This window comes from Enterobacter sp. MALB-1 (assembly GCF_041021625.1).
In the GTDB taxonomy this organism is placed as follows: domain Bacteria; phylum Pseudomonadota; class Gammaproteobacteria; order Enterobacterales; family Enterobacteriaceae; genus Enterobacter; species Enterobacter oligotrophicus.
In genome coordinates, this window is sequence record NZ_JBDPJL010000001.1 from 2,441,483 (window position 1) to 2,461,778 (window position 20,296).

The following is a 20,296-nucleotide window of genomic DNA, read 5'->3' on the forward strand; positions in this document are numbered from 1 at the left end:
AAACCCCTCATATGAGGGGTTTTTTATTGCCGGGTGGCGCTGACGCTTACCCGGCCTACGATTCCGGGCCGTTGTAGGCCCGTGCAAGCGCAGCGCCGCCGGGCGATGTGCAGTGGAGGTTACTTCACCGTCACTAACCGCGCGGCCACAATCTGGTGCCCGGCCTGGACATCGGTATTCTCAATGCGCTGCATGATCCTGTCCGCCAGGGTGTAGCCCATCTCCCGTGCAGGGGTCGTGGCCCAGACGATCGGAAGATCGTCGAGCGCGTTTTCGCCAACATCCGCAAACGCGCCCAGCGCCACCTGATGCCCGAAGAAGGTTTCGACGCCGCCCTCACCGCTCTGGCGGCCAGCACGAATTAAGCCAAACCATGCGCCCATCGCAATGACGTCGTTATAGCAAATCACCGCACTTATCGTCGGGCTGCTGCGTAACAGTGAGCCGATCGCTTCAGCGGCTTTCTTCTGGCTGGATTCACACTCCACAACCCATTCACTGTGGAACGGTAAGCCATATTTAATCAGCGTGGCGCAGTAGCCCCCCACCCGTTCGGCGCGCGTCAGGGACGAGCTCTGGCCGCCCAGCCAGGCAATCCGTTGATGTCCACGATGAATAAGATGCTCGGTTAGCATTTGCGCGGCCTGCATGTTGTCAGGGCGCAGCGTATCGGCTTCGTCGAGATAGCTGGCACGCGAAGCAAACACCAGCGGGACGCCTTTCTCAGCGGCGCGTTCACACAGCTCACTTCCCACGCCGGACGCCCCGGCGATGATAATCCCATCGACACCCTGCGTCAGGAGCATATCCAGACGCTGGAGTAATTGATCAGACTCACGCCCGCCATGCAGCAGAAACACCATCCGTCCCTGCGCCTCAAGTGCTTCCGTCAGCCCGGCGGTAAGCTCCGCGTAAAACGGAGAGGTCAGGTCGCGGACGATCAAACCAATCACCCCACTTTGCCCCCCACGCAGAGCCGAGGCCTGACGGTTGCGCACGAAGCCCAGTTGCTCAACAGCCTCGTTGACCCGCTGGCCGGTCGCAGGAGAAATGCGCCCTTTCCCGCTCAACACCAGAGAAACGGTGCTGACAGATACACCAGCCGCAAGTGCGACATCATTGATGGTAATTTTTTTCGCTACAGCCATGTCCTGGCGTGACTCCCTGATAATGAGATCGGTAAAACGTTTTATCAATACGTTATCTTTATACTACCAGTAAAAGCCTGAGAATGTGATTTAGCGCGCACTAAAGTTTGATAAAACGTTTTATCTTCTCGCTGCATTGAAGCAGGTAAATCTTTTTTAACTATCAAGGAGTCGTTTTATGACGGCGAAAGCAGCACAAAAAATATCGCTGTGGGAATTTTTCCAGCAACTGGGTAAAACCTTTATGCTGCCCGTGGCGCTTCTCTCGTTCTGCGGGATCATGCTGGGGATCGGCAGTTCGCTGAGCAGTAACGATGTCATCACCCTGATCCCGTTCCTCGGCAACCCTGTGCTGCAGGCCATCTTTATCTGGATGAGTAAAGTCGGCTCCTTTGCGTTCAGCTTCCTGCCCGTTATGTTCTGTATCGCGATCCCGCTCGGCCTGGCGCGTGAGAACAAAGGCGTAGCAGCTTTTGCGGGCTTCGTGGGTTATGCGGTCATGAACCTTGCGGTCAACTTCTGGCTAACCGCGAAAGGCATTCTCCCGACTACGGATGCGGCGGTGCTGAAAGCGAACAACATCCAGAGTGTCATTGGCATTCAGTCCATTGATACCGGGATACTTGGCGCAGTGATCGCAGGCGTTATCATCTGGATGCTGCACGAACGCTTCCACAACATCCGCCTGCCCGATGCGCTGGCGTTCTTTGGCGGCACCCGCTTTGTGCCAATTGTCACCCTGGTCGTAATGGGCCTGTTCGGTCTGATCATTCCGCTGATTTGGCCCGTCTTCGCGATGGGTATCACCGGTATTGGCCGCATTATTAACGGTGCCGGTGATTTCGGTCCGATGATCTTCGGTACTGGCGAACGTCTGCTGCTACCGTTTGGTCTGCAGCATATCCTCGTGGCACTGATCCGCTTTACCGAAGCAGGCGGCACCATGGATGTGTGTGGTCACGATGTCAGTGGTGCACTGACCATCTTCCAGGCACAACTGAGCTGCCCAACCTCACATGGCTTCTCTGAAAGCGCAACCCGATTCCTGTCACAGGGTAAAATGCCAGCCTTCCTCGGCGGTCTGCCAGGTGCGGCGCTGGCAATGTACCACTGCGCACGCCCGGAAAACCGTCATAAAATTAAAGGCCTGCTGATCTCCGGCGTGATCGCCTGTGTCGTCGGCGGCACCACCGAGCCAATCGAGTTCTTGTTCCTGTTCGTAGCGCCGGTGCTGTACCTCATTCACGCCGTGCTGACCGGTCTGGGCTTTACCGTTATGGCCGTGCTGGGTGTGACTATCGGTAACACTGACGGCAACGTGATTGACTTCGTGGTGTTCGGTATCCTTCACGGCCTGTCCACTAAGTGGTATCTGGTCCCGGTGGTGGCAGCTATCTGGTTTGCGGTGTACTACGGTATCTTCCGCTTCGCGATCACCCGCTTTAACCTGAAAACACCAGGCCGTGATACCGATACCGCCACCAGCGTTGAGCAGGCGGTGGCAGGGACGATAGGAAAATCCGGCTATAACACCCCTGCCATTCTGGCGGCGCTGGGTGGTGCGGATAACATTACCTCACTGGATAACTGCATCACCCGTCTGCGTTTATCGGTAGCGGATATGTCAAAAGTCGATACCAACGCACTGAAAGCCAACCGGGCCATCGGCGTGGTACAGTTAAATCAGCATAATTTGCAGGTTGTCATCGGCCCGCAGGTGCAGTCAGTAAAAGATGAACTGGCAACCCTGATGCGAACAGTAGAAGCCTGATGCCGCAACCCCCTCACCATGAGGGGGTTTTACTTTAAGGACTAACGTCATGTTTGATTTTTCTACCGTCGTGGATCGCCACGGCACCTGGTGTACTCAGTGGGATTACGTGGCCGATCGCTTCGGCGCTGCCGACCTTCTGCCTTTCACTATTTCTGATATGGATTTCGCGACAGCCCCGTGCATTACAGATGCACTGCAACAGCGGATTAATCACGGCGTGTTCGGCTACAGCCGCTGGAAGAATGACGAGTTCCTTGCGGCCATTGACCACTGGTTCCGGCAGCGTTTTAACAGCCGTATTGATACCCAAACCCTCGTTTATGGTCCTTCCGTTATCTACATGGTCTCCGAACTGATTCGCATCTGGTCAAAACCGGGAGACGGCGTCGTGGTGCATACTCCGGCTTACGATGCCTTTTATAAAGCCATCGAAGGCAACGCACGTAATGTTGTTGCCGTTGCGATGGAAAAACACGCGACCGGCTGGCAGGGAAATATGGCAGCGCTTGAAGAGGCGCTGGCGAAACCTGAAAACAGTATTCTGCTGCTATGCAGCCCGCAAAACCCAACGGGTAAAGTCTGGACACGCGAAGAGTTGACCGTTATAGCAGAGCTTTGCGCAAACTATGACGTGGCGGTGATCAGCGATGAGATCCACATGGACATGGTATGGGGCGAACACCGTCACACCCCGTGGAACGACGTGGCGCGGGGCAAATGGGCATTGCTGACCTCCGGCTCCAAGAGCTTTAACATACCGGCACTGACCGGAGCATACGGTTTGATCGGCGATGATGAGACCCGCAATGCTTACCTGAGTGCGCTTAAAGGCCGCGATGGACTCTCTTCCCCTTCCGTACTGGCACTTACCGCACACATAGCCGCTTACCAGCAGGGTGAAACCTGGCTGGATGCGTTAAGGGCTTATCTGGAAGAAAACCTGCAGTATATTGCGCACGAATTAAACAGTGCTTTTCCGAAACTCAACTGGCAGCCGCCCGAGGCGACCTATCTCGCGTGGATCGATCTGCGCCCGTTAAATCTTGATGATCGCGCCCTGCAAAACGTGCTGATTGAGCAGCAAAAAGTCGCCATCATGCCGGGATATACCTACGGTGAAGAAGGTAATGGTTTTGTCCGTCTCAACGCAGGCTGCCCTCGCAGCAAGCTGGAGCAAGGGGTCCAGCGGCTGATCGCCGGGATTAACACCCTCCTGTAATGCCTTTGCGCAACGGAATATTCCCTTGCGCAAATAGCTTTTTACCTCGTTTTGTTTTTATAATATGGCGCACTTTAACCAGAAAAGAGTGCGACCATGATTGATACACGCCTGCCTTTAACTGATATTCATCGTCACCTTGACGGTAACATTCGTGCCCAAACCATCCTCGATCTTGGCCGCCAGTATAATTTAACGCTTCCCGCTCAAACGATTGAAGCCCTGATCCCCCATGTGCAGGTTACGTCTAATGAACCGGACCTGGTCAGCTTCCTGAGCAAACTTGACTGGGGCGTGAAGATGCTGGCCTCGCTGGACGCCTGCCGCCGCGTAGCATTCGAGAACATTGAAGACGCGGCTCGCAACGGCCTGCATTACGTCGAACTGCGCTTTTCACCTGGCTACATGGCGATGACCCACAACCTGCCCGTCGCGGGCGTGGTGGAAGCGGTGATTGAAGGCGTTCGTGAAGGGTGTAAGGCCTTTGATGTCGAAGCGCGTTTGATTGGCATTATGAGCCGTACCTTCGGAGAAGCCGCCTGCCTGCAGGAGCTGGAAGCACTGCTTGCGCATCGCGACCAGATCACCGCCGTTGACCTAGCCGGTGATGAACTCGGTTTCCCTGGCAGCCTGTTCCTCTCCCATTTCAACCGTGCGCGAGACGCTGGCTGGCACATCACCGTTCATGCGGGTGAAGCCGCAGGCCCCGAAAGCATCTGGCAGGCGATTCGCGAGCTGGGTGCAGAGCGTATCGGCCACGGCGTGAAAGCCGTTGAAGATCGCGCGTTGATGGATTTTCTGGCAGAACAGCGCATCGGGATTGAATCCTGCCTGACCTCCAATATTCAGACCAGCACAGTCGCGACGCTGGCGCAGCATCCACTGAAAACCTTCCTCGAACACGGTGTGCTGGCCTCACTGAACACTGACGATCCGGCGGTTCAGGGCGTGGATATTATTCACGAATACAACATTGCCGCACCGCAGGCCGGGCTGAGCCGCGAGCAGATCCGCCAGGCGCAGGTTAACGGGCTGGAAATCGCCTTCTTAACGGCAGAAGAAAAACAGGCTCTGCGCGACAAGGTTGCACAAGGATAGTCCTTTGCCGGGTGGCGGCTTCGCCTTACCCGGCCTACACATTATTATGCCAGACAGAGCGTTGCGCGATGTTTGGCAGATTCGATCCCCAGTTCGATCAGCTCCATAATCTGAATCGCCTGACTGGCGGGCACCGGATTCTCCCCCGTGCCGTTCAGTGCGTCACGAATAGCCGCATAATACGCCGGATAGTTGCCCGGTATGGTCAGCAGCGTTTCCTGGACCTGTTCTTCCCCCTCTGCTCGCGTCACTACGCCGTCCCGCATGTCATAACCCCAGTCCTCCTGCGGCAGACGCTCACCATTTTTCAGACGATCCTCCTGAGGGTCCAGGCCATACTTCACGTAGCTACCGCGCGTGCCGTGCAGAATGTAGCGTGCTGATTCTGCGGCAGCGAGCATCGTCCCGTGCAGCACAATACGGCGCTGCGGATAACTCAAAATCGCGTGAAAGTAATCCGTCGTCTGCGCGCCCGATCTGAGCTGAGCCAGATCGACGGTCATGCTCACCGGCAGCCCGAACAGATTGACGGCCTGATCGAGAAGATGCGGCGCTAAGTCGTACCAGATACCGCTACCGGGGCCTGCCTGTTCGCGCCACCGGGAGCGCACTTGCGGGCGAAAACGGTCAAAATGCGATTCAAAATAGACAATCTCTCCGAGCGTTCCCTCGCTGAGTAACGCTTTCACCGTCAGGAAATCGCTGTCCCAGCGGCGGTTATGAAAGACCGACAGCAGCCTGCCCAGGCTTCGCGCCAGGGAATCCAGTTCACGAGCCTGTGACAACGTCACGGTAAAGGGTTTATCGACTACCACATGCTTGCCCGCCTCCAGCGCGGCTTTTGCCAGCGGAAAGTGGGTATCGTTGGGAGTAGGAATAACAATGAGGTCAATGTTGGGATCGTTAAACAGATGCTTAGGCTCAGATACAACCTGAACGGTGGGCCAGTCAGCATGAACTTTGGTGGCATCACTGCTGGAAATCGCCACAAGCGTCATGCCGGGCGTCCCCGCAATCAGAGGGGCGTGAAAGGTTTTACTTGCGTACCCATAACCAATGAGTCCGACACGGATATTTTCACTCATAGCGTTGCCCTCTCAGGTAATCATCTTATTTCATCCTGGTTGCCCTGCCAGCACCCCACATTAATAATGTGCCATATGACTTAAAATAGCATCCTCTGCCGGTTGTTTTTGTAACATTTACATAACCTGCTAATGTTGTTTAAGGGAATCGTTCCCAAAGCACTTGCCGGGAAAGATGTTGCGCTGTAGCATTTGCAATCTGTATTTATGGATAAATTACAAACACGAATCATGACGTCAATAATTAATCGAATCATTGAATTAGCGGGATGGATTGTCCTTGGGGTGTCGGTCATTTTGCTGGGCGTTGCCAGCCATATCGATAACTACCAGCCGCCGGAGCCTGCCGCTGTCGTACAACCGAAGTAATCTCACCGCCGTAATAAAGAGTGACATATCGTGTCAGTTACATATTGCCAGCCGTGTTGAACAGGGTTAACCTTCTCTTCCAGGCATCCTTGATGCCTGTTTCTTCACAAAGAAAACTCCTAATTTAGTCGCGTTACCTGAGTGGGCAGTTTACGTCTTTATTAATCCGTTTATTATTCGAACGAATTACCTTCACTGGTATTACACACTTTTATATGGAAACTTATTAATATGACAGTTCAGGACTATTTATTAAAATTTCGCAAGATCAATTCCCTTGAGAGCCTGGAAAAACTGTTTGACCATCTGAACTACACGCTGGCGGATAATCAGGACATCATCAATATGTACCGCGCCGCAGACCATCGCCGTGCAGAGCTTGTCTCCGGTGGCCGCCTGTACAATGTGGGCGAAGTCCCTAAATCTGTATGGCGTTATGTACTATAAGAAAGTAGCCATCCGCGTGAAATGTTATATACTCTCCGCCCTGCAAATTTCTGTATACCATTTCACGCAGACTGATGGGAGAGATCATGACCGCATCGCCTGGAGAAAGAATTGGAGGCTGGTTAATCGCCCCGCTGGCATGGCTGCTGGTTGCCTTATTAAGCGCATCGCTGGCGCTTTTGCTTTACACCACTGCATTGATCACCCCTCACGCAATCCAGACATTGATGTCGCAAAGTGTGCTTAATATTGCGATGTGGTTTGTTTCATTCGTTTTCGCGATTGCCATGTGGTACTACACGTTGTGGCTGACTATCGCATTCTTTAAACGCCGCAAGAGTGTGCCAAAGCACTACATTATCTGGCTGCTGATCTCCGTCCTGCTGGCGATAAAGGCTTTTGCTTTTTCACCGGTATCAGACGCGCTGGCGGTTCGTCAGCTTCTGTTCCCGCTGCTGGCGGCGGCGCTTCTGGTGCCCTATTTCAAGCGTTCAGCGCGCGTGAAGAACACCTTCGTTAACCCGTAATAACCTTACAGTTAACCTGTTGTCGCCTGGTGTGGTTTGTCCGATAATAGGCGGCTTTTTTATTTCAGGCTGAATAATGACCGATTACTTACTGCTCTTTGTCGGAACTGTGCTGGTTAACAACTTCGTGCTGGTGAAGTTCCTCGGCCTGTGCCCGTTTATGGGCGTTTCCAAAAAACTGGAGACGGCAATGGGCATGGGGCTGGCGACCACCTTCGTGATGACGCTGGCGTCGATTTGCGCCTGGTGGATTGACACCTGGGTCCTCATCCCGTTGGGCTTAACCTATTTACGCACGCTGGCCTTTATTCTGGTCATCGCGGTGGTGGTGCAATTCACCGAAATGGTTGTACGCAAAACCAGCCCGGCGCTGTATCGCCTGCTGGGCATCTTTCTGCCACTGATCACCACCAACTGTGCCGTGCTGGGTGTGGCGCTGCTGAACATTAACCTTGGGCACAACTTTATGCAGTCGGCACTGTACGGTTTCTCCGCCGCGGTAGGTTTTTCTCTGGTTATGGTGCTGTTCGCCTCGATTCGTGAACGTCTGGCGGCGGCAGATATTCCTGCGCCGTTTCGCGGTAATGCGATTGCGCTCGTTACTGCGGGCTTAATGTCTCTGGCCTTTATGGGCTTTAGTGGTCTGGTGAAGTTGTAATGAATGCTATCTGGATTGCCATCGCGTCCATCAGCGTACTGGGATTAGTGTTTGGCATCATTCTGGGCTATGCCTCCCGCCGTTTCGCGGTCGAGGACGATCCGGTTGTTGAAAAAATCGATGAACTGTTACCGCAGAGCCAGTGTGGGCAATGTGGCTACCCTGGCTGCCGCCCTTATGCGGAGGCGGTGGGTATTCAGGGTGAAAAAATCAACCGCTGTGCGCCTGGTGGCGAAGCGGTAATGCTGAAAATTGCCGCCCTGCTTAATGTCGATCCGCAGCCTGTTGATGGCGGTGCGGAGGTACAGGAGCCGGTACGAGCCCTCGCCGTGATCGACGAAGCCAACTGCATTGGCTGCACTAAATGTATTCAGGCGTGCCCCGTCGACGCTATCGTCGGCGCAACCCGCGCTATGCACACCGTTGTGGCGGATTTGTGCACCGGCTGTAACCTCTGCGTGGCCCCCTGCCCGACGCAGTGTATAGAATTACGCCCGGTTGAAACGACTACCGAAAACTGGAAGTGGGATCTTCAAACCATTCCGGTTCGCATCATTCCTGTGGAACAACATGCTTAAGTTATTTTCTGCTTTCAGAAAAGAGAAGATTTGGGACTTCGATGGTGGCATTCATCCACCAGAGATGAAAACCCAGTCCAACGGCACACCGCTGCGTCAAATACCGCTGGCGACCCGTTGCGTTATGCCGCTGAAACAACATATCGGTACGGAAGGCGAACTGTGCGTGAAAGAAGGCGACCTTGTCCTTCGCGGCCAGCCGTTGACCTTTGGTCGTGGACGTATGTTGCCGGTACACGCCCCCACCTCCGGCCGGGTGGTGTCGATTGCCCCCCATACCGTGGCGCACCCTTCTGCTCTCTCTGAACTGAGCGTTATCATTGAAGCCGACGGTGAAGACCGCTGGATCGAACGTGATGGCTGGAGCGATTATCGCACTCATAGCCGTGAGGCGCTCATTGAACGTATTCATCAGTTCGGCGTGGCCGGGCTGGGTGGCGCAGGGTTCCCGACGGGCACTAAACTGCGCGGTGGCGGCGACAAAATCGAGACGCTGATTATCAACGCCGCCGAGTGTGAACCGTACATTACCGCAGACGATCGTCTGATGCAGGACTGCGCTGCGCAGGTGGTGGAAGGCATTCGTATCCTCGCGCACATTCTGCAACCACGCGAAGTGCTGATCGGCATTGAAGATAACAAACCGCAGGCGATCTCCATGCTGCGTGCAGTGCTGGCGGGCAGCCACGATATTAGCCTGCGCGTCATCCCGACCAAATACCCGTCTGGCGGTGCGAAACAGCTCACGCAAATACTGACCGGTAAACAGGTGCCGCACGGCGGTCGTTCCTCTGATATTGGCGTGCTGATGCAAAACGTCGGCACGGCGTATGCGGTAAAACGCGCGGTTATTGACGGCGAGCCGCTGACCGAGCGCGTGGTGACGTTGACCGGTGAGTCAGTGTCTCGTCCTGGCAACGTCTGGGCGCGTCTGGGCACACCGGTACGCCATCTGCTGGAACAGGCCGGATTCTGCCCTGGCAGCGACCAGATGGTGATTATGGGCGGCCCGCTGATGGGCTTTACCTTGCCGTGGCTGGATGTTCCGGTGGTGAAAATTACCAACTGCCTGCTCGCCCCTTCCCCAACGGAGATGGGCGAAAAGCAGGAAGAGAAAGGCTGTATTCGCTGCAGCGCCTGTGCCGATGCCTGCCCGGCGGATCTGCTGCCGCAGCAGCTTTACTGGTACAGCAAAGGTCAATTGCACGATAAGGCGAAAGCGCACAATCTTGCCGACTGTATCGAGTGCGGTGCCTGTGCCTGGGTCTGCCCAAGCAACATTCCGCTGGTGCAGTATTTCCGTCAGGAGAAGGCAGAGATTTACGCCATTTCGATGGAAGAGAAGCGCGCGGCCGAAGCGAAAGCCCGTTTTGAGGCGCGTCAGGCACGACTTGAGCGCGAGAAACTCGCTCGCCAGGAACGTCATAAACAAGCTGCTGTGCAGCCTGGTGAGAAAGATCAGGACGCGATTAACGCCGCGCTGGCACGCGTTCGCGAGAAAAAAGCGACTGCGGCGCAAACCATCGTCATCGCTGCGGGCGAGAAGCCGGATAACAGTGAAGCGATTGCCGCCCGCGAAGCGCGTAAGGCCGAAGCCCGTGCTCGTCAGGCAGAGAAAGCGAAAAACACGCAGGCAGACGCTGAAGTCGATCCGCGTAAAGCTGCTGTTGAAGCGGCGATTGCCCGCGCCAAAGCGCGTAAAGCCGAACAGCAGAACGTAGCGCCTGCACCGGAAACGGTGGACCCACGCAAGGCAGCCGTTGAAGCGGCCATCGCCCGCGCCAAAGCGCGTAAAGCCGAACAGCAGAACGTAGCACCTGCACCGGAAACGGTGGACCCACGCAAGGCAGCCGTTGAAGCGGCCATCGCCCGCGCCAAAGCGCGTAAAGCGGCACAGCAGGAAGAACAATCCGAAGCCGCGAACGACGATCCACGCAAAGCCGCCGTCGCTGCCGCGATTGCGCGCGTTCAGGCGAAGAAAGCCGCACAGCAAGCCGTTAACGAGGATTAAATGGTTTTCAGAATCGCAAGTTCCCCTTATACCCATAACCAGCGCCAGACATCACGCATTATGATGCTGGTCTGCCTGGCTGCACTGCCTGGCATTGCCGTACAGCTCTGGTTCTTCGGCTGGGGAACCCTTTTCCAGTTGGTTCTTGGCTGTGCCAGCGCCTTAGCGGCGGAAGCCCTGATCCTGAAGCTGCGCAAGATGAATGTCACCCGTATTTTGAGCGATAACTCCGCCCTCCTGACAGGCCTCCTGCTGGCAATCAGTATTCCTCCGTTTGCACCGTGGTGGATGGTGGTGTTAGGCACGGTATTCGCCGTGATTATCGCTAAACAGCTCTATGGCGGACTGGGGCATAACCCGTTTAACCCGGCGATGATTGGTTACGTAGTGCTGCTGATCTCCTTCCCGGTGCAGATGACCAGCTGGTTGCCGCCGCATGAGATCGCTGCAACCGTGCCTGGCTTTATGGATGCGCTGCAGGTGATCTTTACCGGCCATACGGCGCTCGGTGCGGATATGAACACGCTGCGTATGGGCGTGGACGGTATTAGCCAGGCCACGCCGCTCGATACCTTTAAAACGTCCCTGCATGCCGGACACAGCGTTGAGCAGATTATGAAATCGCCTATCTACAGCGGCATGCTGGCAGGTGCTGGCTGGCAGTGGGTCAACCTGGCGTATCTGTTGGGTGGTGTGTTCCTGCTGCAACAGAAAGCGATTCGCTGGCATATTCCGGTCAGTTTCCTCGTGACGCTGGCGCTCTGTTCTACGCTCGGTTGGTTATTCGCCCCTGAATCACTGGCCAGCCCACAGATGCATCTGCTCTCTGGTGCCACTATGCTGGGCGCGTTCTTTATTCTGACCGATCCGGTAACGGCCTCAACGACCAACCGTGGCCGCATGATCTTTGGCGCGCTGGCGGGGTTGCTGGTCTGGCTTATCCGCAGCTTTGGCGGTTACCCCGATGGCGTCGCCTTTGCCGTCCTGCTCGCTAATATTACCGTTCCGCTTATCGACTACTACACGCGTCCGCGCGTATACGGTCACCGCTAAGGGTTTCGCCATGCTAAAAACAATGCAAAAACACGGCGTGACGCTGGCAATTTTCGCCGCAGCCCTGACAGGGCTGACCGCGCTGGTTAACGAACTGACCAAAACAACGATTGATGAGCAGGCTACGAAGCAGCAAAAAGCGCTGTTTGATCAGGTGATCCCATCTGACTTCTACGATAATGACCTGCAGAAAAGCTGCTTTATTGTTCAGGCTCCCCAGCTAGGCAAAGGGACGCATCGCGTCTTTATTGCACGTAAAGGGGATGATGCGGTAGGTGCCGTAATGGAGGCAACCGCACCCGATGGCTACTCAGGTGCCATTCAACTGCTTGTGGGAAGCGATTTCTCAGGTACCGTGCTGGGCACCCGCGTGACGGAACATCACGAGACACCGGGCCTCGGGGATAAGATCGAACCACGTCTGAGTGACTGGATTTTGCACTTTGCCGGTAAAGTTATTCATGGCGAAAATGATACTGCCTTTGCGGTGAAGAAAGATGGCGGTGAGTTCGACCAGTTCACGGGGGCAACCATCACGCCACGCGCGGTCGTTAACGCCGTAAAACGTGCCGGGTTATATGCAGAAACGCTGCCCGCGCAGATCAACAATCTTCCGGCCTGTGAGGAGTAATCATGAGCCAGGTTAAAGAGGTTATCGTCCAGGGACTCTGGAAGAACAACTCCGCGCTGGTGCAGTTGCTGGGGATGTGCCCGCTGCTGGCGGTCACATCCACTGCGACCAACGCGCTTGGTCTGGGCCTGGCGACGACGCTGGTGCTGACCCTGACCAACTTGTCCATCTCTGCCCTGCGCCGCTGGACGCCGTCGGAAATCCGTATTCCGATTTACGTGATGATCATCGCCTCGGTGGTGAGTGTCGTGCAAATGCTGATTAACGCCTATGCGTTTGGCCTGTACCAGTCGCTTGGGATCTTTATTCCGCTTATTGTAACCAACTGTATCGTCGTGGGCCGTGCGGAAGCCTTTGCGGTGAAGAACAGCCCGGCCATGTCAGCGCTGGATGGATTCTCTATCGGTATGGGAGCCACCGGCGCAATGTTCGTTCTGGGATCACTACGCGAAATTCTGGGCAACGGTACGCTGTTTGACGGTGCGGACGCACTGCTGGGCGGCTGGGCAAAAGCCTTGCGTATTGAGGTGTTCCATACGGACACCCCGTTCCTGCTGGCGATGTTGCCGCCAGGCGCTTTTATTGGCCTTGGCATGATGCTGGCGATAAAATACCTGATCGATGAAAAACGTAAACGCCGTGCCGCCGAGCGCAGCGTTCAGGAAGGGATACCCGAGAAGGCTTCATGAATAAAGAGAAACGCATTGCGATCCTGACCCGTCTGCGGAATGAAAATCCACACCCCACGACGGAGCTGAATTTTACCTCTCCTTTTGAGCTGCTGATCGCGGTGCTGCTCTCTGCGCAGGCCACTGACGTAAGCGTCAACAAAGCCACTGCCCTGCTCTATCCCGTTGCCAATACGCCGCAGGCTATGCTTGATTTGGGCGTGGAGGGCGTGAAGTCCTATATCAAGACCATCGGCCTGTTTAACAGCAAAGCCGAAAATGTGATTAAGACCTGCCGCATTTTGCTGGAGCAGCATGGTGGCGAGGTGCCGGAAGATCGTGCGGCGCTGGAAGCGCTGCCGGGCGTAGGCCGTAAGACAGCGAATGTGGTGCTGAATACTGCGTTTGGCTGGCCGACTATCGCCGTTGACACTCATATTTTCCGCGTGTCTAACCGCACCAACTTCGCGCCAGGTAAAAACGTCGAGCAGGTCGAAGAGAAACTATTAAAAGTTGTTCCCGCCGAATTCAAGGTTGATTGCCATCACTGGTTGATCCTTCATGGACGCTACACCTGTATTGCACGCAAGCCCCGCTGTGGTTCCTGCATTATTGAAGATTTGTGCGAATTTAAAGAAAAAGTCTATTCCTGATCTCACCTTTTCTTTTTTACTTCTCCTGTCAAAACCTTATAAAAGGAAGGTCATCTGCGAACCTTCCTTTTGACCGCCAATTGTCCGTCCCTGATGCTTTTAACGTTGTCGATTGTGTGGTCATTTAACACTCAAACAGGTTAATTGTTTTTTCATCATCAAAAATTTCTATACATATGTGATCAAGATCACTCTGATAACGTCATGTTGGATTTTTGTTGTTAAACCTTGCGCAAACCCTTTGCCAGACAAGATATAACCCTTTCAACACCGCAGATAAGACCAGTCATTTTTCAGAATATGGACCATATCACTACCTGAAAGGCGAAATAGCAGAACATATCGCCATACAGCCGCTTTCAGGGGGATTCTGTAGTGAAAAAAACCAGCATTATCCAACCAATAAAATTTAACGCTGAATAACATTTGCATGATCCGACGATTATACCGCTTGAGTTATATGTAACAGAGTATTACAAACATCTTGCCAGACGGGTCAGGATAGTGAACATTACCCGCCGTTTCCCCTCCCAATATAACTATAAAGCGGATGGACTACGGTCATCACGCTATGAACACCCCCGTTAATATGGGATGTAAAAAAAGAGGTATATGTGTCTACTGCAAACAATAAACCAACAGAAGAAAGCGTGAGCCTGAACGCTTTTAAACAACCAAAAGCGTTCTATCTCATCTTCTCTATTGAGTTATGGGAGCGTTTTGGTTATTACGGCCTGCAAGGGATCATGGCGGTTTACCTGGTAAAACAACTGGGTATGTCCGAAGCAGATTCCATCACGCTGTTCTCTTCATTCAGTGCACTGGTGTACGGCCTGGTCGCTATCGGCGGTTGGCTGGGCGATAAAGTTCTCGGCACCAAACGTGTCATTATGCTGGGTGCCATCGTGCTGGCGATTGGTTATGCACTGGTTGCATGGTCCGGGCATGATGCGGCTGTGGTCTATATGGGTATGGCGACCATCGCGGTCGGTAACGGTCTGTTCAAAGCGAACCCGTCTTCCCTGCTCTCTACCTGCTACAGCAAAGATGACCCGCGTCTGGACGGTGCATTCACCATGTACTACATGTCCGTGAACATCGGTTCCTTCTTCTCCATGCTGGCAACGCCATGGCTGGCCGCGAAATTCGGCTGGAGCGTCGCGTTCTCCCTGTCCGTGGTCGGTATGCTGATCACCGTGGTGAACTTTGCTTTCTGCAAACGCTGGGTGAAAGACTACGGTTCAAAGCCGGACTTCGAACCAGTACACATGGGCAAACTGCTGGCCACCATCGTCGGCGTTGTGATCCTCGCGGCTGTCGCGACCTGGCTGCTGCATAACCAGGGCGTCGCTCGTGCGGTTCTGGGTGTGGTTGCACTCGGTATCGTTATCATCTTCGGTAAAGAAGCCTTCTCCATGCAGGGTGCTGCACGCCGCAAGATGATTGTTGCCTTCATTCTGATGCTGGAAGCGATTATCTTCTTCGTGCTGTACAGCCAGATGCCAACCTCTCTGAACTTCTTCGCTATCCGCAACGTTGAACACTCTATTCTGGGTATCGCGTTCGAACCGGAGCAGTATCAGGCACTGAACCCGTTCTGGATCATGATTGGTAGCCCGATTCTGGCTGCTATCTATAACAAGATGGGTGACCGTCTGCCGATGCCGCATAAGTTTGCTATCGGTATGGTGCTCTGCTCTGGCGCGTTCCTGGTGCTGCCGCTGGGTACGAAATTTGCGACCGACGCAGGTATCGTCTCCGTTAACTGGCTGATCCTGAGCTACGCGCTGCAGTCTATCGGTGAGCTGATGATCTCCGGTCTGGGTCTGGCAATGGTTGCACAACTGGTGCCACAGCGTCTGATGGGCTTCATCATGGGTAGCTGGTTCCTGACCACTGCCGGTGCAGCAATCATCGCAGGTAAGATTGCAAACCTGATGGCGGTACCGGATAACGTGACCGATCCCCTGGTCTCTCTGAACGTTTACGGTTCTGTATTTATGCAAATCGGTATCGCAACAGCGGTTATCGCTGTGTTGATGCTGCTGACTGCACCAAAACTGAATCGTATGACTCAGGACGACGACAAAACCGCTAAAGCGACCGAAACCGCTACCGCGTAATGTCATCGGGAAACGACTGAACAGAAGCCGCTAATGATTAGCGGCTTTTTTTTTATCCTGCCGCGCACTAACATAGCGGAAACCTCAGCAAAAAGGAGTTACCGATGAAACTGTTCTACAAACCAGGCGCATGCTCTCTTGCTTCCCATATTACCCTGCGCGAGAGCGGCAAAGATTTCACGCTGGACGGCGTTGATCTGATGAAAAAGCGCCTGGAAAACGGCGACGACTTCTTTGCTATTAACCCGAAGGGGCAAGTTCCGGCTCTGCTGCTGGATGACGGTACGCTGCTCACCGAAGGTGTGGCGATTATGCAGTTCCTGGCTGATAACGTCCCGGATCGTCAGTTGCTGGCTCCCACAGGCAGTATTTCCCGCTACAAGACGCTGGAATGGCTGAACTATATCGCCACCGAGCTGCATAAAGGCTTCACGCCGCTTTTCCGCCCGGATACGCCTGAAGAATACAAACCAACCGTGCGTGCCCTGCTGGAGAAAAAGCTGCATTACATTAACGACTCGCTGAAAGACGATCAGTGGATCTGTGGCGCGCGTTTCACGATTGCCGATGCGTATCTGTTTACCGTTCTGCGCTGGGCGCGCGCGGTTAAGCTGAACCTGGATGGGTTAGACCATATCGCGTCTTATATGGAACGAGTGGCAGCGCGTCCTGCGGTAGCGGCGGCGCTGAAAGCGGAAGGGTTGAACTAACCAGGCGGCCTGTGTTGCCGGGTGGCGCTGACGCTTACCCGGCCTACAAATTCCCCAGCCTCTGCAAGCGCAGCGCCGCAGGGCATCGTTTAAAGCTGTGTCGCGCTGAAATAGTGCTCCGGCTTCGCGATACGATCCTGTGCCGCGACAACCTGTAATTCATATTCCTGCATCGTTTTCGTCGCAATCATGATTTCATAAACGGCTGCCGTCACGTGCTCCAGTGCATCACGCAGGCTCGCGCCCTGTAATAACTTCACCAGCAGCAGGCTACTGGTCACATCACCCACACCGACCGGCTGACGCACGCCAAAATCCACCAGCGGACGACTGATATGCCACGCTTCGTCTTTCGTCACCAGCAGCATCTCGAAACGGTCCTGGCTCAACCCGGCGCGCGCCAGGTGCTTCACCAGTACAATCTCAGGCCCCTGAGCAATCAGCTCGCGAGAAGCGCTTACCGCCTCTTCTACGCTGTTCACCGGATGCTCACAGAGGATCTCCAGTTCGATCAGGTTTGGCGCGATGATATCGCTGGTGGGCAGTGCATGGCGCACGTGAAACTCTGCAACGCCGGGTGCCACAATGCAGCCCTTCTCAGGATGGCCCATTACCGGGTCGCAAAAATATTTCGCCGCCGGGTTTGCCGCCTTTACCTGACGAACAATGCCAAGGATATGTTCACCCTGCTCTGCCGAGCCGAGGTAGCCGCTCAGTACGGCGTCACAGCGCTTAAGCTGGTCAATATCAGCAATGCCCTGCACGATCTCTGTCAGGTGCGAAGGCGGCATCACGCAGCCGGTCCATTTGCCGTATTGCGTATGGTTGGAAAACTGTACCGTATTAAGTGGCCAGACGTTGGCACCGAGACGGCGCATCGGGAACTCCGCTGCGCTGTTGCCAGCATGTCCAAACACAACGTGGGACTGAATGGCGAGGATATTCTTCATTGTTTACTTACCACAACCCTGAAAAAACAAAAGGGCGTGGTTTCCCACGCCCCTGCATACTTTTAATTACTTCCAGCACACCAGACAGTAGTTTTTCTTACCACGACGCAGCAGCGTGTAGCGGCCATACAAACGATCGCCGTCAACGAAGGTGTATTCCGGGTCAGCCTGTTTCTCACCGTTAATGGTGATCGCGTTAGACGCGATGGTTTTGCGCGCCTGTCCGCGGGAAGGCTGCAGCTCAGAATCCACCAGCGCCTGCATCAGGTCTGCACCTTTTTCCATCTCTACCATCGGCACGCCATCCTGTGCCAGCTGTTCGAAGTCCGCTTCGCTCAGATCGCTCAGCGTACCGTTGAACAGGCTTGCGGTGATGCGTTTCGCCGCTGCCAGACCTTCTTCGCCATGAACCAGTCTGGTGACTTCATCCGCCAGCACGTACTGCGCACGTGGCGCTTTACCGCTGTTTTTATCTTCTTCTTCGAGGGCATTGATCGCTTCAATGTCCATGAAGGTGAAGAACTTCAGGAAGCGGTAAACGTCGGCATCCGCCGTGTTGATCCAGAACTGGTAGAATTTATACGGGCTGGTTTTTTTCGGATCGAGCCATACTGCGCCACCTTCGGTTTTACCGAATTTGGTGCCATCCGCTTTAGTGATTAACGGAACGGTCAGGCCGAAGACCTGGTTCTGGTGCAGACGACGGGTCAGATCGATACCGGAGGTGATGTTACCCCACTGGTCAGAACCACCAATCTGCAGGGAAACGCCGTGCAGTTTGTTCAGACACGCAAAGTCATAGCCCTGCAGCAGGTTGTAGGAGAACTCGGTAAAAGAGATGCCCTGATCGTCACGGTTCAGACGTTGCTTCACCGCTTCTTTGTTAATCATCTGGTTAACAGAGAAGTGCTTGCCGATGTCACGCAGGAAGGTCAGCACGTTCATGCCACCAAACCAGTCATAGTTGTTCGCGGCAATTGCAGAATTGTCACCACAGTTGAAGTCGAGGAACGGCGCAACCTGTTTGCGGATCTTGTCCACCCACTCCTGCACGGTGTCTTCGGTGTTCAGTTTACGCTCAGCGGCTTTGAAACTTGGGTCGCCAATCAGACCGGTCGCGCCGCCCACCAGGGCAACAGGCTTGTGGCCCGCCATCTGGAAGCGTTTCAGGCATAACAATGGAACAAGATGCCCCAAATGCAAGCTGTCAGCGGTGGGATCGAAGCCGCAATAGAGCGCGATCGGGCCTTGCGCCAGTCGCTCTGCTAACGCTTCCTCGTCCGTCACCTGAGCCACGAGGCCCCGCTCTTGCAATTGTTTAATCAAGTTACTGCTTGCCATCAAATTCTCCATGTATAAACGACTGCACCTTTGCCGGTACACGACTTTTCGCCTGATGCGAAAGGACCATAGAATAAAGCGCCAGCGCTGTGTGCGCTAGCGCTTAAAACAACAAATTTCAGGGATTACGGTGCCAGTCTGTCGATTTTCCAGCTGCCATTGTCGCGCTGGTATAAAAAGCGGTCATGCAGGCGATGTTCGCCCCCCTGCCAGAATTCCATCTGTTCAATGGGAATGCGGAATCCCCCCCAGAAACTCGGTAGCGGAACTTCACCCTGCTGGAACTTCTGTTTGAGTTCGAGGAATTTACTTTCCAGTACGCCGCGGGCAGAGATTCGGCTGGACTGCTTTGAAACCCAGGCACCAATCTGGCTGTCACGTGGACGGCTGTGAAAATATTTCACCACTTCCAGTGTGGAAAGACGTTCGGCTTTACCCGTAACCATCACCTGACGCTCCAGCATATGCCACGGAAACAGCAGGCTGATACGGGGGTTTTTCTCTAAATGGTGCGCTTTACGACTGCCCAGGTTGGTGTAGAACACCAGCCCTTTCTCATCATAATGCTTAAGCAGCACGATGCGCTGATAAGGCTGACCGTGTTCATCCACCGTCGCGACCACCATGGCCGTCGGGTCGGCGAGTTTGGCTTCACAGGCTTGTTTTAGCCAGCGTTCAAAAAGCACCAGCGGTTCGGCGGGAAGATCCTGGCGACGTAAGCCACCTTTGGTGTATTCACGGCGCAGATGCGCGATTTGCTGCAATTCGTCGTTATCTGACATGGCGTTAGCTGACATTGACATAGGGTGGCGCTATTGTGCGCCGCCCCTGTGAAAATCTCAACGCTTCGGATTTTGAAGCTGGCAATTGTTCAGCACAATGCGGTCACGTTTGTAGACCGTTGCACTGTCACCTTTTGACCAGAATACATAGATGCCGTCCGTATATCGCGCGCCGGAGGCCGATATTCCCTGTTTCAGCGTCAGCAGGTTATTGTCATAAACAAAGCTGGCTTCCTGACGCGGGTTGTTCAGCTTCACGGTCAGCGGCTTTTCATCGCAGCGATACTCCAGCGTATCGGTCTGCATACGCTCAACGAACTGGTTATAGACGCTGCATCCTGTCATTAAAAAAGGGATAGTAATAAGAAGAAGTTTTTTCATGGGCGTGTTCCGAACACTTTTCTGGTTCCGGAGGACATTACTGTCCTCCTGTTTTCGCACCCAGTGTAACGGCTGTCGGCTTCGCTGGAT

The 20,296-nt window shown here is 54.4% G+C and carries 21 protein-coding genes; 15 read left to right on the plus strand and 6 right to left on the minus strand.

The genetic code is table 11. From position 1 onward, the window contains the following. Positions 1-119: 119 nt before the first annotated feature. On the minus strand, positions 120-1,148 hold the full coding sequence (locus tag ABGB15_RS11615; protein WP_152080936.1) for a Mal regulon transcriptional regulator MalI: 1,029 nt from the start codon (positions 1,146-1,148) through the stop codon (positions 120-122). A 178-nt stretch (positions 1,149-1,326) separates the two neighbouring features. On the opposite strand from ABGB15_RS11615, the gene malX reads away from it, so the two are divergent. From malX to add, 3 genes are all read left to right on the plus strand, one after another. Continuing rightward, positions 1,327-2,919, plus strand: a complete 1,593-nt coding sequence (malX, locus tag ABGB15_RS11620; protein WP_152080935.1) for a maltose/glucose-specific PTS transporter subunit IIBC — start codon at positions 1,327-1,329, stop codon at positions 2,917-2,919. Between the two features lie 49 nt (positions 2,920-2,968). Then, complete coding sequence (locus ABGB15_RS11625) at positions 2,969-4,141, plus strand: MalY/PatB family protein (RefSeq protein WP_215723237.1); 1,173 nt, start codon at positions 2,969-2,971, stop codon at positions 4,139-4,141. A 96-nt stretch (positions 4,142-4,237) separates the two neighbouring features. After that, positions 4,238-5,239, plus strand: coding sequence for an adenosine deaminase (gene add, locus ABGB15_RS11630; protein ID WP_215723236.1), 1,002 nt, complete (start codon positions 4,238-4,240; stop codon positions 5,237-5,239). Between the two features lie 44 nt (positions 5,240-5,283). Here add and ABGB15_RS11635 read toward each other — a convergent pair whose 3' ends face one another. Further along, positions 5,284-6,324, minus strand: a complete 1,041-nt coding sequence (locus ABGB15_RS11635; RefSeq protein ID WP_215723235.1) for an oxidoreductase — start codon at positions 6,322-6,324, stop codon at positions 5,284-5,286. Positions 6,325-6,567: 243 nt separating this feature from the next. Between ABGB15_RS11635 and blr the strand changes: the two genes are divergently transcribed. From blr to gstA, 12 genes are all read left to right on the plus strand, one after another. Continuing rightward, positions 6,568-6,693, plus strand: a complete 126-nt coding sequence (gene blr, locus ABGB15_RS11640) for a division septum protein Blr (protein WP_168927641.1) — start codon at positions 6,568-6,570, stop codon at positions 6,691-6,693. Positions 6,694-6,924: 231 nt separating this feature from the next. Further along, on the plus strand, positions 6,925-7,140 hold the full coding sequence (gene ydgT, locus ABGB15_RS11645) for a transcription modulator YdgT (RefSeq protein WP_152080930.1): 216 nt from the start codon (positions 6,925-6,927) through the stop codon (positions 7,138-7,140). Between the two features lie 86 nt (positions 7,141-7,226). Next, the gene (locus ABGB15_RS11650; protein ID WP_152080929.1) at positions 7,227-7,667 is read left to right on the plus strand and encodes a DUF2569 domain-containing protein; all 441 of its coding nucleotides are present in this window, start codon (positions 7,227-7,229) and stop codon (positions 7,665-7,667) included. A 76-nt stretch (positions 7,668-7,743) separates the two neighbouring features. Continuing rightward, positions 7,744-8,325: an electron transport complex subunit RsxA gene (rsxA, locus tag ABGB15_RS11655; protein ID WP_152080928.1), complete on the plus strand. Its 582-nt coding sequence runs from the start codon at positions 7,744-7,746 to the stop codon at positions 8,323-8,325. Then, positions 8,325-8,903, plus strand: a complete 579-nt coding sequence (gene rsxB, locus ABGB15_RS11660; RefSeq protein ID WP_152080927.1) for an electron transport complex subunit RsxB — start codon at positions 8,325-8,327, stop codon at positions 8,901-8,903. Before rsxA ends, rsxB begins: the two co-directional genes overlap by 1 nt. Beyond that, positions 8,896-10,914, plus strand: coding sequence for an electron transport complex subunit RsxC (gene rsxC, locus ABGB15_RS11665; protein WP_369064183.1), 2,019 nt, complete (start codon positions 8,896-8,898; stop codon positions 10,912-10,914). Before rsxB ends, rsxC begins: the two co-directional genes overlap by 8 nt. Next, entirely contained in the window at positions 10,915-11,967 is a 1,053-nt protein-coding gene (gene rsxD, locus ABGB15_RS11670; RefSeq protein WP_215723233.1) for an electron transport complex subunit RsxD, read from the plus strand. 10 nt (positions 11,968-11,977) lie between these two features. Further along, positions 11,978-12,598, plus strand: a complete 621-nt coding sequence (gene rsxG / locus ABGB15_RS11675) for an electron transport complex subunit RsxG (RefSeq protein ID WP_152080924.1) — start codon at positions 11,978-11,980, stop codon at positions 12,596-12,598. A 2-nt stretch (positions 12,599-12,600) separates the two neighbouring features. After that, entirely contained in the window at positions 12,601-13,287 is a 687-nt protein-coding gene (locus tag ABGB15_RS11680) for an electron transport complex subunit E (RefSeq protein WP_215723232.1), read from the plus strand. Further along, on the plus strand, positions 13,284-13,919 hold the full coding sequence (gene nth, locus ABGB15_RS11685) for an endonuclease III (RefSeq protein WP_152080922.1): 636 nt from the start codon (positions 13,284-13,286) through the stop codon (positions 13,917-13,919). Before ABGB15_RS11680 ends, nth begins: the two co-directional genes overlap by 4 nt. Positions 13,920-14,533: 614 nt before the next feature. Next, positions 14,534-16,042, plus strand: coding sequence for a dipeptide/tripeptide permease DtpA (dtpA, locus tag ABGB15_RS11690; protein WP_152080921.1), 1,509 nt, complete (start codon positions 14,534-14,536; stop codon positions 16,040-16,042). A gap of 104 nt (positions 16,043-16,146) precedes the next feature. Next, a complete protein-coding gene (gene gstA, locus ABGB15_RS11695) occupies positions 16,147-16,752 on the plus strand; it encodes a glutathione transferase GstA (RefSeq protein ID WP_152080920.1) in 606 nt (201 codons plus the stop codon). A gap of 89 nt (positions 16,753-16,841) precedes the next feature. Here gstA and pdxY read toward each other — a convergent pair whose 3' ends face one another. The 4 genes from pdxY to mliC all read right to left on the minus strand — a co-directional run bounded on the left by pdxY (position 16,842) and on the right by mliC (position 20,206). Next, on the minus strand, positions 16,842-17,702 hold the full coding sequence (gene pdxY / locus ABGB15_RS11700) for a pyridoxal kinase PdxY (protein WP_215723231.1): 861 nt from the start codon (positions 17,700-17,702) through the stop codon (positions 16,842-16,844). A 66-nt stretch (positions 17,703-17,768) separates the two neighbouring features. Then, positions 17,769-19,043, minus strand: a complete 1,275-nt coding sequence (tyrS, locus tag ABGB15_RS11705) for a tyrosine--tRNA ligase (RefSeq protein WP_152080918.1) — start codon at positions 19,041-19,043, stop codon at positions 17,769-17,771. A gap of 125 nt (positions 19,044-19,168) precedes the next feature. Further along, positions 19,169-19,825, minus strand: a complete 657-nt coding sequence (gene pdxH / locus ABGB15_RS11710; RefSeq protein ID WP_152084369.1) for a pyridoxamine 5'-phosphate oxidase — start codon at positions 19,823-19,825, stop codon at positions 19,169-19,171. A gap of 57 nt (positions 19,826-19,882) precedes the next feature. Further along, the gene (gene mliC, locus ABGB15_RS11715; protein WP_152080917.1) at positions 19,883-20,206 is read right to left on the minus strand and encodes a C-type lysozyme inhibitor; all 324 of its coding nucleotides are present in this window, start codon (positions 20,204-20,206) and stop codon (positions 19,883-19,885) included. Between the last annotated feature and the right edge of the window lie 90 nt (positions 20,207-20,296).

What these genes read in the sequence shown, in the direction of transcription:
- ABGB15_RS11680 (WP_215723232.1), top strand. Translation starts at nt 12,601, where the DNA reads ATGAGCCAGGTTAAAGAGGTTATCGTCCAGGGACTCTGGAAGAACAAC.
- ydgT (WP_152080930.1), top strand. Translation starts at nt 6,925, where the DNA reads ATGACAGTTCAGGACTATTTATTAAAATTTCGCAAGATCAATTCCCTT.
- malX (WP_152080935.1), top strand. Translation starts at nt 1,327, where the DNA reads ATGACGGCGAAAGCAGCACAAAAAATATCGCTGTGGGAATTTTTCCAG.
- nth (WP_152080922.1), top strand. Translation starts at nt 13,284, where the DNA reads ATGAATAAAGAGAAACGCATTGCGATCCTGACCCGTCTGCGGAATGAA.
- rsxB (WP_152080927.1), top strand. Translation starts at nt 8,325, where the DNA reads ATGAATGCTATCTGGATTGCCATCGCGTCCATCAGCGTACTGGGATTA.
- mliC (WP_152080917.1), bottom strand. Translation starts at nt 20,206, where the DNA reads ATGAAAAAACTTCTTCTTATTACTATCCCTTTTTTAATGACAGGATGC.
- pdxH (WP_152084369.1), bottom strand. Translation starts at nt 19,825, where the DNA reads ATGTCAGATAACGACGAATTGCAGCAAATCGCGCATCTGCGCCGTGAA.
- gstA (WP_152080920.1), top strand. Translation starts at nt 16,147, where the DNA reads ATGAAACTGTTCTACAAACCAGGCGCATGCTCTCTTGCTTCCCATATT.
- ABGB15_RS11625 (WP_215723237.1), top strand. Translation starts at nt 2,969, where the DNA reads ATGTTTGATTTTTCTACCGTCGTGGATCGCCACGGCACCTGGTGTACT.
- add (WP_215723236.1), top strand. Translation starts at nt 4,238, where the DNA reads ATGATTGATACACGCCTGCCTTTAACTGATATTCATCGTCACCTTGAC.
- ABGB15_RS11615 (WP_152080936.1), bottom strand. Translation starts at nt 1,148, where the DNA reads ATGGCTGTAGCGAAAAAAATTACCATCAATGATGTCGCACTTGCGGCT.
- rsxG (WP_152080924.1), top strand. Translation starts at nt 11,978, where the DNA reads ATGCTAAAAACAATGCAAAAACACGGCGTGACGCTGGCAATTTTCGCC.
- rsxC (WP_369064183.1), top strand. Translation starts at nt 8,896, where the DNA reads ATGCTTAAGTTATTTTCTGCTTTCAGAAAAGAGAAGATTTGGGACTTC.
- ABGB15_RS11635 (WP_215723235.1), bottom strand. Translation starts at nt 6,324, where the DNA reads ATGAGTGAAAATATCCGTGTCGGACTCATTGGTTATGGGTACGCAAGT.
- pdxY (WP_215723231.1), bottom strand. Translation starts at nt 17,702, where the DNA reads ATGAAGAATATCCTCGCCATTCAGTCCCACGTTGTGTTTGGACATGCT.
- rsxD (WP_215723233.1), top strand. Translation starts at nt 10,915, where the DNA reads ATGGTTTTCAGAATCGCAAGTTCCCCTTATACCCATAACCAGCGCCAG.
- tyrS (WP_152080918.1), bottom strand. Translation starts at nt 19,043, where the DNA reads ATGGCAAGCAGTAACTTGATTAAACAATTGCAAGAGCGGGGCCTCGTG.
- ABGB15_RS11650 (WP_152080929.1), top strand. Translation starts at nt 7,227, where the DNA reads ATGACCGCATCGCCTGGAGAAAGAATTGGAGGCTGGTTAATCGCCCCG.
- rsxA (WP_152080928.1), top strand. Translation starts at nt 7,744, where the DNA reads ATGACCGATTACTTACTGCTCTTTGTCGGAACTGTGCTGGTTAACAAC.